The sequence below is a fragment of the Wenjunlia tyrosinilytica genome, assembly GCF_014646055.1.
Classification (GTDB): Bacteria; Actinomycetota; Actinomycetes; order Streptomycetales; family Streptomycetaceae; genus Wenjunlia; species Wenjunlia tyrosinilytica.
Genome location: NZ_BMMS01000032.1, coordinates 43,195 through 57,355 on the forward strand (window position 1 = coordinate 43,195; position 14,161 = coordinate 57,355).

Genomic DNA, 14,161 nt, shown 5'->3' on the forward strand with positions numbered 1-14,161 from the left:
TCGGCATGGGGCGGGGGTGGAGGGCGTTCAGCCTTCGACGCGGATGACGGTGGCTTCGGCTTCACCGACTCCGCCGCACAGGGTGACCAGTGCGGTGCCACCACCGCGGCGCCGAAGCTCAAACGCCGCAGTCATGACCAGGCGTGCCGCTGTGGCACCGGTGGGGTGCCCGATGGCGATCGCGCCGCCGTTGACGTTGGTCTTGGTGCGCAGCTCGCGGGCCCGGGCGGGGTCGTGGTCGCCGAGGACCAGTGTGGTGACCAGGGGCACCGCTGCGAACGCTTCATTGATTTCGATGAGGTCGATGTCATCGATGCCAAGTCCGGCCCGGTGGAGCGCCTTGCGGGCCGCGGTGGCCGGGATGGAGGCGATGTTCGCCGGAGGGCCTGATGCCTGTGCGGTACTGAGCACCTGGGCGAGCTCGTCGTGGCCACCGGCGCGGGCCCGTTGTCGGGTGCTGAGGACGAGCGCGGAGGCTCCGGTGCTCAGTCCCGGGGCGTTGCCCGCGGTGACGGTCGCGCTGCCGTAGACCGTGCCCAGGGACGCGAGCGTCTCCATGGAGGCCTGCGGCCGATGGGCCTCGTCGGCCTCGATGCCGGTGTGGCCGCCATGGGGCAACTCATACGACGTGATGTGCAGCTCGTCCTCCAGGTGCCCCTTGGCCAGCGCCTCCGCGTAACGGACGTGGCTGCGCAGGGCCCAGGCGTCTTGTTCCTCCCGTCCGACGCCGTACTTCTGGGCTTCCTCCGCGGCTTGAACGGCTCGCGGGACTCCGGTGTGGGGGCAGCTGATGACCAGCTGGTCCACCACAGTGACGTCGCCCAGCCGAGTGCCCCAGCGCATGCCGTGCAGGAAGTAGGGGACCAGGCCCAGGTTCTCGGCGCCGCCGGCGACCGCCACCGTGGACTCGCCCAGCAGCAGACCGCGCCGGGCGATGGTCAGCGCGGCCAGGGAGGAGCAGCAGGCCCGGTCGACGGTGAAGGAGTTGCGGTCCTCGGGGATGCCGGCCCGAAGCTGGATCTGACGGGCCAATGAGCGGTCCGAGCCGGGGAAGTTCACCCCGATGGCCACCTCGTCGACGTCTTCGGGGGCCACGCGCGCGCGGCGTAGGGCTTCGGCGACGGTCGCGCCGCCCAGGGCCGGGACGACGACGTCGCGCAGTGCCCCGTCGAAGCGGGCGAAGGGGGTCCGTGCGGCCCCCAGGACGACGATGGAATCAGTTGACACGTCGCTGCCTTCCGTCCCAGTACCGGGCTGCCAGTTCCCGCTTGAGGACCTTTCCGGTGGAGCCGGTGGGCAGGGAGGCCACGAAGTCGAAGGAGCGGGGTTTCTTGTAGCCGGCGAGGTGGTCGGCGCAGAAGCCGACCAGGTCGTCCTCGTCGATGTGAGCACCGGGCTTGACGACTACGACGGCCTTGACGGCTTCTCCCCAACGCTCGTCCGGGACGCCGATGACGGCGACGTCGTGCACGGCCGGATGTTTGCTGATGGCCGCTTCGACCTCGGCGGGATACACGTTGAGTCCGCCGCTGATGATGACGTCGCGAACGCGGTCGACGATGTAGTGGAACCCGTTGTCGTCGCGTACGGCGACGTCGCCGGTCCTGTACCAGCCGTCATGGAAGACCTCTGCGGTCGCCTGGGGATTGTTCCAGTAGCCGCTCATGACGTTCGGGCCGCGGACCCACAACTCCCCTCTGCCGTCGGTCGCTTCTGCGCCGGACTCGGTCATCAGGCGGGTTTCGACGAGCGTCGATTCGCGGCCGACCGACGTCAAGAGGTCGCCGCCGCTGCTGAGTGCCGCCGTGTGGTCGTCGCGGCCGAGCACCATGACGGGATGGGGTGCTTCACAGGAGCCGTAGACCTGCACGAAGATCGGCCCGAACCGTTCGAGAGCTTCGCTCAACCGGGACGGGGTGATGGGGGCTCCCCCATAGGTGACGTCGCGCAACCGGCCCACGTCGACCCGCTTGCTCCGGGCGGTCTCCAACAGCATGCCGATCATGGTGGGGACGACGAAGGTGCCGGTGATGCCGTGCTCGACGACGGTGTCGAAGAAGGTGGACGGGGCGAACTTGGGCAGCGTCACGTTGCGGGCGCCGCGCAGGTAGTAGGCGAGGACCTTGGCGCCGCTGCCGTGGCACATGGAGCCGACGTGGAGCATGGCGTCGCCGGCCTTGGGGTCGATTTCGTCCAGGAGCATGTTGACGGTGGAAGCGACGCGGCCGGCGACGCTTGCGGTAGCCCCCTTGGGCCTGCCGCTGGTCCCCGAGGTGTACATGATGTAACTGGGGGCCTCGGGACGGCGCGGGACACGGGGAGCCGAGTCAGCTGCTCCTCGCATGATGTCCGCGTAGTCGTGCGCCCCGGCCGGAGCCCCGTCGATGACGATCAGGTGCTTCAGCGTGGGAAGCGCGTCCCGTGCCCGCACCGCGAAGCCGACGTGGTCACTGTCGCAGATGAGGGTGTCGGCGCCGCAGTCGTCCAGGATGTACTGCCGCTCCTGGTCGACGAGGCGGGGGTTGACGGAAACCCGGACCTTGCCCGCCTTGGCGACGGCGAAGTCGCACTCGACGTACTCGAGCCGGTTGTTCATCAGCAGCGCCACCCGTGAGCCGGGGTCGGGTGTGAGCGCGAGCAGGACGTGCGCCAGCCGGTTGGAGCGGCGGTCGGTCTGGGCGAAGCTGAGGGAGCGCCGGCCGTCGACCACGGCGGTACGGGCGGCGTAGCGGCGCGAGGCGCTTTCGATCAGGGAAGCAACGGTGTTCATGCGACATACACCCCCCAGACCTCCCGGAGAGCGGAGCAGATCTCGCCGACGGTCGCCTCGCGGCGCACTGCCTCCATGAGGTGGGGCACGGTGTTCTCCCCGTCGGCCGCTGCCCGGCGCAGCTCGGCCAGGGCCGCGTGAACGTGGTCGTTGTCGCGGTGCTCCCGGAGTCGGCTCAGGCGCTGGACCTGCTCGATTTCCAGCCGCGGGTCGGTGGTCAGGCGGTGACGCAGTTCTGCCTGTTCCGAGGCGTATCGGTTCACCCCGACCACCACGCGTTCGCCGCTGTCGACGGCGGTCTGCTGGCGATAGGACTCGTCGTCGATGACCTTGCCGATCCAGCCGGTCTCCAGCGCCCGCAGCGAGCCGCCCATCGCGTCGATCTCGTCGAGCATCTCGGTGACGCGGCCGGTGAGTTCGGCGGTGAGGGCTTCCAGGTAGTAGGAGCCGGCCAGCGGATCGGCTGTTTTGACGACCCCTGTTTCGTGAGCCAGGATCTGCTGGGTGCGCAAGGACACCCGCGCGGCCTCGTCGCTCGGCAGTTGGATGGCCTCGTCATAGGCCGAGGTGGCCAGGGTCTGCACGCCGCCGAGGATCGCTGCAAGCGCCTGGTAGGCGATCCGCACGATGTTGTTCAGGGGTTCCTGCGCTGTCTGGGGGCTGCCGAGTGTGTAGCAGAAGATGTTCAGTCGGCAGGCTTCGTCGGCGGCGTTGTACCGCTCGCGCATGAGGCGAGCCCAAAGGCCGCGTGCGGTGCGGAACTTGGCGACCTCTTCGAAGATGTCGAGATGCGCGCTGAGGAACATGTAGAGCGAGCCGCCGAAGTCGTCGATGGACAGGCCTCGGCCAAGGGCCTCTTCGATGTAGGTGAAGCCGTTGGCCATGGCGATGGCCAGCTCCTGGACGGCGTCCGATCCGGAATCCCGTATGTGATAGCCGCAGAATTCGATGGGCTCCCAGCGGGGCAGGTTGCGCGCACAGTATTCGATCACGTCGACGGAGAAGCGCAGCCCCTTGCGTGGCGGGAAGATGTACGTCCCGCGGGCCACGTACTCCTTGAGGATGTCGTTCTGCAGCATCACCTTGAACTGGTCGGGGCGGTATCCGAGGCGTTCCGCGGCGACGGCGAACAGGGCAACGGCGAGGGGGCCGATGGCATTGGCCGTGGTCCTGATCTGCCGGACCTGGTCGAGAGCGATGCCGTCGAGCAGTTCGACCATGTCGGCGACGGAGTCGATGGGGACACCTACGCGTCCCACTTCGCCCTTGGCCCTGGGGTCGTCGGAATCCAGGCCCATCTGGGTCGGCAAGTCCAGCGCCACGGAGAAACCGCGTTGACCGCCTGCCAGCAGTGAACGGATCCGGGCGTTGGTCTGCCGGGCGGATCCATGACCGGAGTACTGGCCCATGACCCAGAGTTGCTCGCGGTACATGCCGGGGAGGATGCCGCGCGTGTAGGGGAATGCCCCGGGGAACTGGTCGCCGTCCTGTGTCCCGGGGACGGGTGTGTCGGCGGCCGTGTAGACGGCCTCCACCGGAAGCCGCGACAGGGTCGAAGCGTCCGCGTCCGAGGGGGCGGTGAGCCGCTGTGCGTTGTCCGTGCGCCACTGGCGTGCCCGTGCTGCCAGATCGGACTCCGAGATCGGCATCTGCATCATATGGATAAGGTATCCACATGATGCAAGTAGCGTCAATGGGTGGCCCAACGATCCCCGATCCGCATCCGCGGCCCCGGTTGTCGCTGCTGCTGGGCGGCTTGAGTGCGGTGAAACCCGCCGCTCAAGGCCGCGGCCGGGCATCCGGGTGGCGCGGTCGGCCGGGGGAGGATGCACTATGTGAAAGCAAGCTGCGTATGCTACTTTCACGCACGTTGTTTCGAACGGGTAACTGCTGGAGGGGGCTACGGTGACCACGGATCCGGCCAGGGGCGTGCAGACGGCCATGAGGGCCCTCAGCATCCTGGAGGCGTTCTCCTCCGCCCAGCCCTCTTTGAGCCTGTCGGAGATCAGTGAGGCCGTGGGCCTGTCCGTGCCCACCACGCACCGGCTGCTCAAAGCCCTGCGCAGTCGCGACATGGTGATCCTCGACCCCGATACGCGCCGGTACAGCCTCGGGCACGGGGTCATGCGCATGGCCAAGATCATCATGAGTCGGGATGATCTGGTGGTCCTGGCCCATCCCGGCCTGGAGCGTCTGAGGTCCCAGACGGGCGAGACGGTGTCGCTGCAGACCCGGATCGGTGACCAGCGGGTTCCGATTGTGGAGTTGATCAGCGAGCATCCCATTCGCATGGCGTCGGGGGTGGGGGCGACATACAGCCTGCTGCGGGGTGCCGCGGGCAAGGCGCTGCTCGCTTTCCTGCCGCAGCGGGACATCGACCGCCTGGTGCCCACGTCCACCGAACCCGAGCGGCTTGCCAAGGAACTCGTGGCCATCCGGGCGGCGGGGTACGCCACCAGCAGGGGTGAGGTCGTCGCCGGGGCGACCGCGGTTGCCGTACCGGTGCTGGACTCCGAGGGAGCGGCACGTGCGGTCATCAATGTGACCGGGCCCGCCGATCGTTTCACCGCCGAGCGGATGGCGGCAGCGGTGGATGCCATCCGCGAGGTGGCCGAGTCGATCACCCGGCAGCTCGGCGGAGCAGTCGCCGACGCAGGGGCGAACTGAGCCATACCCGCCCCGGGGCCCTCAGATCGCCACCCGGGGCCAGGGCGCGGGAGGGCCCGTCCACGCCGGTGATCGGTTCGACCACCTTGGCGATGTTGGTGCCGGGTGCGAAGATCTCCCGGACCCCCGGTTCCAACCGGGGCGTCTTCCCGGACGAGTGTGTGCACACTGCGGTCAGGACTTTGATGGCGTCCCGGGTGGATGACGTCGACGCCTGCGTCGCGCGGGGCCCGGGCGACGACCTCGATGCCGCGGTCGTGGCCGTCCAAGCCGGATTGAGCCAGTACCGCCCCGACCCCGGGCCGGGTGACGTCCGATGGCGGCCTCATGCGACAAGTCCCTTCGGTCTGCTTGTCGAGGGGCGCCGCAGGGGGCGCCCCTCGCTTTGCCGGACAGTGCTAGTCGGTCGCGCTGTTGGTCCACCAGGGAGGCAGTGCGCTGCCCACGCCGACCTTGCCGTCCCGGCCGAGGTAGTCCTGTTCGGCCTTCAGATCGGCGAGCCGGCCGTTGACGGCGGCCTCCAGCCAGTCCGCCGCGGAGCCGATGAGTTCGGCCGCGACGCCGCCCAGCGCATGGAATTCCTGGTCGAAGACCATCAGGCGTTTGGGGGCCTTGATCCGCTCGAACAGGTCCATGGTCTGGGGCAGCGTGGACAGTTCGTCGAACTCTCCGTAGGCCATCAGGACCGGGCAGCTGATCGCCTCGGCGACTGGAAGGACTGCCATCGTGCCGGCCACCTCGACGTCGAAGGCGGCTTCGTCGGTGTAACCGCTCATCTTCATGAAGTTGGCCTTGAAGCTGGGCTGGGCGACCTCGAAGATCGTCTCCATGCTGCCGTAGCAGCCCATCGCGGTGGCGACGGCCTTGACGCGTGGCTCGACCGCCGCCGTGCGCAGCCCCCAGTACGAGCCCATGCTCACACCCCACAGGCCGATCTTGTCGCCGTCGATTGCCGGGTCGGCCGTCATGTGGTCGATGAACGCGCTCATGGCGCGCTCGTAGTTGCCTCCTTCGACGAGCAGCCCGCCGCCCAAGGTCTCGCCCTGCCCGGGGCCGTCGACGGCCAGCACGGCGATCCCTCGGGGGACGTAGTACTCCTGCGCCACCTTGGTCCAGTCCTCCTTGTACATGTCCATGCCTGGCAGGAGGAGGACGAGCGGGGCGGGCCGGCTGGTGACCGGGTAGTGCGCGATGCCGTGGAGTTTCTTGCCCTCGAAGGGGATCTCGACCCGCTCGATGCGATGGGGCGTCAGTCTGATCACCGCGTCCGTGCATCGGTTGACCGCCTGGCGGAAGACGGCCTTGCGCGGGTCCTGCGGGGTGAAGGCGTATTGGGCCTGTCCGAACGAGAGCCCCGCGCGCAGGAACAGATCACGGGCCGCTCGGGGAAAGCCCTGGCTTTCGTACCACTGGGCCTTGGCCTCGAGTTCGCGGCCCACGATGCTCCAGGCCCTGGGCATCATTCCCGCGGTCTTGACCATCGACAGGACCCGGTCGAAGTCGACTGCCGCGTAGCCCGTCTCGGCCATGAAGTAGCGGGCCTCGGGGTGCAGCACTTCGTAACCGCTGGAGGCCAGTAGGGTGTTGACGACCCAGGCTTGTTCTTGGGAACGCCTGCTCATGTCTGCCTTTCGTCGAGCCCCGCGTTCAGCCGGCGACGACTCCGCCGTCGATGACGAGGCTGGTGCCTGTGATGTAGGAAGCCGAGTCGGAGACCAGGAACACCGCCGCCGGGGCGATGTCGGTGACTTCTCCGATGCGGCCGAGTGGTGTGAGCGCCAGTTCCTGTGCCTCGTACTCCGGGTCGGCGAACAGGTCCTGGTTCATGGGGGTACGCACATTGCCCGGAGCGATCGCATTGACTCGCACGCCGTTGGGGGCCTCCTCCACGGCCAGCGAACGCACCAGCAGTTCGATGGCGCCCTTGGTGGCTCCGTAGGCGGCGCACCCGGGGAAGCCGACGTGCCCGCCGATCGAGCTGATGAAGAGCACACTGCCGCCCGGCCGAAGGTGCTCGACGGCCGCGCAGGCCAAGGCGTAGGGTGCGCGCACGTTGCTTGCCCAGTGGCGGTCGAGGACCTCGACACCCTCGGTGAACGGATTGGGTTCGAAGACGCCTACCGCGTTCACCAGTGTGGTCAGGCCTCCGAGTTGTGCCAGAGCGGCGTTCACCACGTCGCTCGGCCCGTCAGGTGTGGTCAGGTCGGCGATGATCTGGACGCAGTCCGTCCCCAGCGCGCGGATGCGGTTCGCCGTCGTCCGAAGTCGGTCCGCATCGCGCCCGCCCAGGGCTACGGCGGCTCCGGCCTGGGCCAGGGCCACCGCGATCTCTGCTCCGATGCCGGAACTGGCCCCGGTGACCAGCGCCTTCTTTCCTGTGAGGTCGATGGAAACGGGCATGGGCTTCTCCTCGTTCACTGTGCTGATCACAATCCGTAGAACCGCTGGGCCGTCCCTGCATAGAAGGCCTGTGCGTGGGAGGGCGACAGGTCCCTGGTGATGTCCTGACAGGTGGTGAGCACAGCGTCGTAGGAGGCGTACAGCCGGTCGACGGGCCAGTTGGTTCCGAACATGCAGCGTTCGGGTCCGAAGATGTCGAGGCAGGCCTTGACCATGGGCCGCAGTGACTCCAGAGTCCAGGTGTGATCGCCCATCCCCAGGCCGGACACCTTGCAGACGATGTTGGGGGCCTCGGCCAGGTCGGAGCACGCGGCGTACCAGTGCTTGAGGTAGCTCTCCTCGCGGGAGACCGGGAAGCCCGCATGTCCGAGGGCGATACGCAGGTCGGGGTGGCGCAGCGCCAGTTCCTTCAGGCGTGCCATCTCCCCCCATGTGCACGTTGCCTCCCACGACATGCCGGCGGCCTCCAAGGCCGACAGACCGTTCTCCAGCTCGGGTTGCCCGAGGGCACCGAAGGTGGTCATGTCACGCACGCCGCGCACCAGGCCCGAGCGGTGTTGGTGCTGTGCGAGGAGTTCCGCTGCGCGTGGCGAGCACAGTGGCACGTGGGCGACGATCGCGTTCGGCCAACCACTGCGCTGGTGTTGTTCTTGCAGCCAGGCCGTCTCCTCCAGGGGGTCGCCACCGTCCGCCGCCTGGACGTGCACCACATGGGTGGGCGGGATGTGCCGTGTCTCGGCGATGAACCGGTCCGCGTCCCAGCGCGGGATGCGGATCTCGGTGAGTTCTCCCAGGAGCGCATCGGAGGGTGCCTGCACCCAGTTGTATTCCAGGCTCCGGTCGTTGTCGAAGTTCCACAGATGGATGTGTGTGTCGATGAAGGTGAAGGGCCGCATCTAGTCCTGCTCCCCAGCTTCTCGTGACGGCCGGGTGCCGCCGGACGGTGTCGTCGTCGCCGCTCCGGGAACGGAGCGGACCAGTCGTTGGGTGTAGGCGTGCCGGGTGTGGCCCAGGACGTCGGCTGTCGGTCCGCTCTCCACCACTTCGCCGCGGTACATGACGTAGATTCGATCGGTGATCTGGCGGACCACGGCCAGATCGTGCGTGATGAACAGCAGGGCCAGACCGAGTTCGCTGCGGATCTCCCGCAGGAGGGTCAGGATCTGCGCCTGGACCGATACGTCGAGTGCGGAGACGGGTTCGTCGCAGATCAGAAGCTGTGGTTCCAGCGCAATGGCGCGGCCGATGGCGACACGCTGGCGCTCACCGCCGGAGAGCATCGCAGGGCGTCGCTGGCAGTAGGAGGCGGGGAGCCTGACGCGTTCGAGAAGTGCCTCGATCTCGTGGGGGCGGGCTTTGCGTCCGAGTCGGACTCCCAGGGCCTCTCCCAAAGTGGCGCCGATCGTGCGCACGGGGTTCAGCGACGAGTACGGGTCCTGGAAGACGATCTGGGCGGCGCGCCGCAGCTCGGCGCGCTGTGTACGGGGCAGTCGTGTGTAGGAGGTGGCGTCGATGCCGCCGAGTGTGAGACTGCCCCCGGTCGGGTGGACGAGTCCGACGATGGAGCGGCCCAACGTGGTCTTGCCCGAGCCTGACTCGCCGACGATGCCGACGCTCTCCCCAGCGCAGATGCTCAGGTCCACGCCTTTGAGTGCGTGCACCGCTCGGCCCTTGCGACCGCGGGGGGCGTCATAGGTGACGTGCAGGTCGGTGGCCTTGAGCAGCACAGCTGTCGCATCGGGCGACGGGGCGGGCACCGATTCCTCGATGTCGGCGGGCATATCGGCGAGATGGCTGCCGAGATCACCGTGATGGTGGCAGGCGACCCACCGTCCGGACCCCGCGGCCTTGAGCTCGGGCCGCCGACTGCGGCACCGGTCGGTGGCCCAGGTGCATCGGGTGGAGAAGGGACACCGGCCGGCGACGCTGTCGGGGGAGGGGACCGAGCCCGGTATCCCGACCAGGTCGGTGACCTTCCTGTCGAGCGGTGGTTCGGAGCGCAGCAGGCCACGCGTGTACGGGTGCAGCGGGGTGGTGGCGACGTCCTGTGCTGAGCCGACTTCCGCGATGGAGCCGGCGTACAGAACGTTGACCCGTCCGCACACCGAGAAGGCCACGCGCAGGTCGTGTGTGATCAGTACCAGGGCCATTCCGCGCGCCTGCTGCAGGCGCTGGAGCAGGTCGAGCACTTCGCGCTGGGTGGTTGCGTCCAGAGCGGTGGAGGGCTCGTCGGCGATCAGCAGGCTGGGGTCGCGGGCCAGTGCGGCGGCGATTGCGACGCGCTGGCGCATGCCTCCGGACAGTTCGAACGGGTACTGGTTCAGGACGTGCTCGTCCTTGATACCCACCTCGGCCAGACGGGTGCGGGCCTGGGCCCGGCGGACTTCGCGTCGCAGGTGGCGCCCCCGGTCGTCCCTGAGGGTTTCGGTGATGATGTCGGCGCAGCGCCGCATCGGATGGAGCATGGTGAAGGGATCTTGGAATACCATGCTGATCCCGCCGCCCCTGAGCCGTGCCAGCTCCTTCTCCTTGGCGCCCAGCAGTTCCTTGCCGCGGTAGCGGATGGATCCCGACGCGCTGAGGCCGCCGGCAAGCAGTCCGATGACCGACCGGACCGTGAGGGACTTGCCGCTGCCCGATTCGCCGACGATGGCGAGGGACTCGCCTTCGGCTACTTGAAGATCGACACCGTCGACCAGGGTCCGTCCGTCTTGTGTGGCCACGCGGAGGCCCTTGACGCTGAGCAACGGCGCTCCGGAGGATCCTGGGTCGCTGCGGGTGGTCAGCGCGGCGGTGCCCGACTGGTGCGCACTGCTTGCCTTCATCGGGCCTTTCCCTTCTCCGCAGCCGCGCCTTCGAGCGATTCACCGAGCAGATTCGCGCAGACCGCCGTCACGACGATGAGGAGGAGGGGCGCCAGTGCGGCCCATGGGTTCTGGAATACGAGCACGCGGCTCTCGGCGACCATCCGCCCCCAGTCGGAGGTGCCAGGGGCGACTCCGAGCCCGAGGAAGGACAGTGTGGAAAGGTCGACGAAGGCGTAGGTGAAGGCGAGGAAGAAGGTGGTGAGGGCGATCGGCCGGATGTTGGGCAGGATGTGAACCCACATGATGTGTGTCCCGGACTTGCCGATCACCCACGCTGATTCGATGTACGGCAGCGCCTTCTGCTCGAGCACGGCCGCACGGATGCTGCGCAGGCCCGCAGGAATGTTGAGGATGCTGAGCACGACGATGCCCAACGTGTAACCGCCTCCCAGAACACCGACGGCAACGATGGCGACCAGCAGGGGCGGGACGGAGTAGACGACGTCGGCGAGGCGGCTGACGACGCTGTCGGTGATGCCGCCGATGTATCCGGCGAGCAGGCCCAGGCAGGTGCTGAACACCGCTGTCACCAGGGCGATGATCAACGGTCCGAGGACGGCGGTACGGGCACCGGCGAGAGTTCGGGACAGTATGTCCCGGCCCAGTTGGTCGGTGCCGAGCAGGTGCTCGCCGCCGGGTGGGAGGGCGGCGCCGAAGAGGTCTTGCCGCATGGGCGGCTGGGGGGCGAGTGCGCTCCCCCACACGGTGAGGGCGAGCACGGCGCACACGATGACCGCGGAGAGTGCGGTCAGCGGATCGGGGCGCCATGGCCGCCGCTTGTGGTGGCTCCTTGCGGGAGCGGCCGGTATCGCTTCCATAGTCATCGGGGAAGGGCCTTTCCGTCACCGCGCGGAGGCGCCGCGCTGGATGCGTGGATCAATCAGCGCGTAGAGGATGTCCGTCACGAGGTTGATCGCGACCACCAGGAAAGTGATCACCACGGCTACGCCCTGCACAGCCGGGATGTCCTTGCTGTTGATCGCGGAGACCAGGTAGGTGCCGGTGCCGCTGAGGCCGAAGACGCTCTCGACCACCGCGGTGGCGGCCACCATGTAGATCAGCACCACGCCGGCCGAGGTCAGGATCAGCACAGCGGCATGGCGCAGCACGTAGCGGAAGAGCACTTCGCGTCGGGGAAGACCGCGTGCTCGGGCGAAGGCGACGTCGTCGCGCTCCAGGGCGGCGGCGACCGTGATGCGGGTGCGGCGCATGACGGTGGCCGCACCGACCAGGCCGAGGGTGATCACGGGCAGGACGAGGTGGCTGATACGCGAAGGCACGTCGCTTCCGTTGCCGGACACGGGGAACCAGCGCAGGTCCACCCCGAAGACGACGAGCAGGAGCACGCCGGTGGCGTATGCGGGTGTACTGGCTGCGACGATGGCGGCGGCGCCCATGAGCCGGTCGGACAGGTGTCCGCGGCGTTTGGCCGCGGCGACGCCGCCGCAGATGCCGAGTGTGGTGGCGACGAAGAATCCTCCGACCGCCAGCGGCAGAGTCACCGCTGCTCCTGATCCGATGCCCTCCAGCACACTCTGGCCGCTCTGGTAGGAGCGTCCGAGGTTGAGGGTGGGTATCCCGCGCAGGAAATTCCAGTACTGCACGAGGAGCGGATCGTCGAGTCCGTAGGTCTTGCGGACCGCCGCGAGGGTCTGGGGCGTTGCGGCGGTGGGGCCGAGGATCGCCTGCTCCGGGCTGCCCGGGGTGAAGTAGAGGCAGAGGAAGATCAGGAACGAGACGACGAGGACGACCAGCAGGGACGCCAGTATGCGCTTGAGCAGATAGATGGCCATCGGGCATGGACCCTTCCCGGAGGCGTGGTGTTATCCGGCGGCGTGGACGGAGTCGACCCAGCGGCGCATCCACCACATGCCGTCGAACTGGTCGAAGGTGAGGTCCTTGCGGATCACCGCGAGGTAGTCGGCGTTGTAGAGGGGGACGTAGGGTTCGTCGTCCGCGAGCTTGTGCAGGGCCTGCGACAACAGAGAGGACCGCCGCTTCGTCGCCGTGGCCGGCAGTTCCAAGTACTGCTGAAGGATCTGGTCCTGGCGCGGGCTGTTGTACTCGGCGATGTTTGTGTAGCCGCCCTTGGCCAGCGTGTTGTCGCTGTTGGACAGGTAGTTCGCCAAGCTGATGGGGTCGGGGATGTCCGTCTGGTAGTCCACGATGGAGGGGGGTGCCGTGTGCTTGAAGAAGAGCTGCTCGGTGAACTGGGCATCCGGGACGGACTTGATGTCGAGCTTGATGCCGATCTTTTCGAGGCGCTGAGCGACGACCTGCGCGACCAGCCCGGTGCTGCCCCGGGCCTGCGTGTACATGAGCGTCGCGTGCACCCCGCCGGGTATGGAGGACTTGGCGAGCTCTGCCTTGGCGGCCGCGATGTCGAACGGATACTTGTCGAGCGCCGCGACATCCTGTGCGGACAGGGTCTTGTTCAGGATGTCCGTGGGGACGACGCTGGCGGACGCCTTGCCGTTGCCGCGCAGTACTCCCGTGACGATGGCGTTCTTGTCGAGGGCCAGAGCGATGGCCCTGCGGACATGGACGTCGTTCCACGGAGCCCGCCGGATGTTGAGGTTCAGCAGCACGGTCGATGGACTCGCCCCGCGAATGATCTTCATGCCCCGGATCCGCTTGTACACCGGGGCCTGCGAGGGCGGGATCTCGAACGCTCCGGTGATTTCCCCGCTTTGGACGGCGGCCAGCCGGGCGGAGTCGTCCTGGATCAGTCTCAGGGTGATCCTCTCGGCGGCCGGCCGCTTGCCCCAGTAGTTGTCGTTGCGGGCGAAGACCACCTTGTTGCCGGGAGCGTAGCTGCTCACGACGAACGGACCGGTCCCCACGTTGAGGTGCCCTGGCGACCCAGGGTTGCCGGTGTTGGCCTTGCGTATCTTGCGCTCGACGATGCCCGTCTCAGCCACGGCGTTGGGGAACTGCACGTTGGGGTGTTTCAGTTTGATGGTCAGCTGATGTTCGCCCGTGATGGCGATCGACTTCACGTCGGTGAAGAAGGAAGCCATGTTCGAGGTGGAGTCCTTCCCCATGTGGATGCGGAAGGAGTAGAGGATGTCGTCCATCGTCAGCGGAGCGCCGTCGCTGAACTTCACGCCGCTGCGCACCGTGTAGACGTAGGTCGTGGGGTCGGGCTGGCTCTGGGTGGCGAGGTTGGGCCTTACCGCACCGTCCTGGGTGGCGAGCACCAAGGGCTCCAGTGCCATGAGGATGGCTCCGATGTTGGTGGCAGCCTCCTTGGTGGGATCGATCGCACCCCAGTCCTGGGGGACCAGCCAGGTTTGCTCGCTCAAGGACTGGTCGGCGCCGACGCCGGTGTCCTGGCCGGTGCATCCCGTGGGGAGCAGGATCAGTGCGGTGCCCGCGACGAGGGCACCCCGCTGTCGTCTTCCGCGCCGGGTTCTGCAAGGTGGGGTGACTGGTGCCATCGGTACGCTCCCTGCGT

General features: G+C 67.8%; 11 protein-coding genes. 1 reads left to right on the plus strand and 10 read right to left on the minus strand.

Annotation, left to right across the window (positions count from 1 at the left end; all coding sequences use genetic code 11):
* Positions 1-27: 27 nt before the first annotated feature.
* Genes IEY86_RS28830 through IEY86_RS28840 form a run of 3 tightly spaced genes read right to left on the minus strand, consistent with a single transcriptional unit; the run spans position 28 to position 4,428 of the window.
* The gene (locus IEY86_RS28830) at positions 28-1,227 is read right to left on the minus strand and encodes a thiolase family protein (RefSeq protein ID WP_189134824.1); all 1,200 of its coding nucleotides are present in this window, start codon (positions 1,225-1,227) and stop codon (positions 28-30) included.
* A complete protein-coding gene (locus IEY86_RS28835) occupies positions 1,217-2,770 on the minus strand; it encodes a class I adenylate-forming enzyme family protein (protein WP_189134825.1) in 1,554 nt (517 codons plus the stop codon). The genes IEY86_RS28830 and IEY86_RS28835 overlap by 11 nt, the downstream gene beginning before the upstream one ends.
* Positions 2,767-4,428 carry an acyl-CoA mutase large subunit family protein gene (locus IEY86_RS28840; protein ID WP_189134826.1) on the minus strand — a complete coding sequence of 554 codons (1,662 nt, stop codon included), beginning with the start codon at positions 4,426-4,428 and terminating at the stop codon, positions 2,767-2,769. Before IEY86_RS28840 ends, IEY86_RS28835 begins: the two co-directional genes overlap by 4 nt.
* A gap of 247 nt (positions 4,429-4,675) precedes the next feature.
* Between IEY86_RS28840 and IEY86_RS28845 the strand changes: the two genes are divergently transcribed.
* A complete protein-coding gene (locus IEY86_RS28845; RefSeq protein WP_189134827.1) occupies positions 4,676-5,437 on the plus strand; it encodes an IclR family transcriptional regulator in 762 nt (253 codons plus the stop codon).
* A gap of 398 nt (positions 5,438-5,835) precedes the next feature.
* Here the strand turns inward: IEY86_RS28845 and IEY86_RS28850 are convergent, their stop codons facing one another.
* The 7 genes from IEY86_RS28850 to IEY86_RS28880 are packed head-to-tail and all read right to left on the minus strand — an operon-like array spanning position 5,836 to position 14,144.
* The gene (locus IEY86_RS28850) at positions 5,836-7,059 is read right to left on the minus strand and encodes an alpha/beta hydrolase family protein (protein ID WP_189134828.1); all 1,224 of its coding nucleotides are present in this window, start codon (positions 7,057-7,059) and stop codon (positions 5,836-5,838) included.
* A gap of 25 nt (positions 7,060-7,084) precedes the next feature.
* A complete protein-coding gene (locus IEY86_RS28855; protein ID WP_189134829.1) occupies positions 7,085-7,837 on the minus strand; it encodes an SDR family NAD(P)-dependent oxidoreductase in 753 nt (250 codons plus the stop codon).
* Positions 7,838-7,863: 26 nt separating this feature from the next.
* On the minus strand, positions 7,864-8,733 hold the full coding sequence (locus tag IEY86_RS28860; RefSeq protein ID WP_189134830.1) for an amidohydrolase family protein: 870 nt from the start codon (positions 8,731-8,733) through the stop codon (positions 7,864-7,866).
* Positions 8,734-10,662, minus strand: a complete 1,929-nt coding sequence (locus tag IEY86_RS28865; RefSeq protein WP_189134831.1) for a dipeptide ABC transporter ATP-binding protein — start codon at positions 10,660-10,662, stop codon at positions 8,734-8,736.
* Positions 10,659-11,528, minus strand: a complete 870-nt coding sequence (locus IEY86_RS28870; RefSeq protein ID WP_189134832.1) for an ABC transporter permease — start codon at positions 11,526-11,528, stop codon at positions 10,659-10,661. Before IEY86_RS28870 ends, IEY86_RS28865 begins: the two co-directional genes overlap by 4 nt.
* An 18-nt stretch (positions 11,529-11,546) precedes the next feature.
* Positions 11,547-12,497 (minus strand): ABC transporter permease, encoded by a 951-nt coding sequence (locus IEY86_RS28875; protein ID WP_189134833.1) that lies wholly within the window; start codon positions 12,495-12,497, stop codon positions 11,547-11,549.
* A 30-nt stretch (positions 12,498-12,527) separates the two neighbouring features.
* A complete protein-coding gene (locus tag IEY86_RS28880) occupies positions 12,528-14,144 on the minus strand; it encodes an ABC transporter substrate-binding protein (protein WP_189134834.1) in 1,617 nt (538 codons plus the stop codon).
* Positions 14,145-14,161 lie beyond the last annotated feature (17 nt).

Bases quoted from the DNA above. Each gene is read 5' to 3' on its own strand.
- IEY86_RS28855 (WP_189134829.1), bottom strand. From the start codon at position 7,837: ATGCCCGTTTCCATCGACCTCACAGGAAAGAAGGCGCTGGTCACCGGG.
- IEY86_RS28875 (WP_189134833.1), bottom strand. From the start codon at position 12,497: ATGGCCATCTATCTGCTCAAGCGCATACTGGCGTCCCTGCTGGTCGTC.
- IEY86_RS28870 (WP_189134832.1), bottom strand. From the start codon at position 11,528: ATGACTATGGAAGCGATACCGGCCGCTCCCGCAAGGAGCCACCACAAG.
- IEY86_RS28880 (WP_189134834.1), bottom strand. From the start codon at position 14,144: ATGGCACCAGTCACCCCACCTTGCAGAACCCGGCGCGGAAGACGACAG.
- IEY86_RS28840 (WP_189134826.1), bottom strand. From the start codon at position 4,428: ATGATGCAGATGCCGATCTCGGAGTCCGATCTGGCAGCACGGGCACGC.
- IEY86_RS28865 (WP_189134831.1), bottom strand. From the start codon at position 10,662: ATGAAGGCAAGCAGTGCGCACCAGTCGGGCACCGCCGCGCTGACCACC.
- IEY86_RS28835 (WP_189134825.1), bottom strand. From the start codon at position 2,770: ATGAACACCGTTGCTTCCCTGATCGAAAGCGCCTCGCGCCGCTACGCC.
- IEY86_RS28850 (WP_189134828.1), bottom strand. From the start codon at position 7,059: ATGAGCAGGCGTTCCCAAGAACAAGCCTGGGTCGTCAACACCCTACTG.
- IEY86_RS28860 (WP_189134830.1), bottom strand. From the start codon at position 8,733: ATGCGGCCCTTCACCTTCATCGACACACACATCCATCTGTGGAACTTC.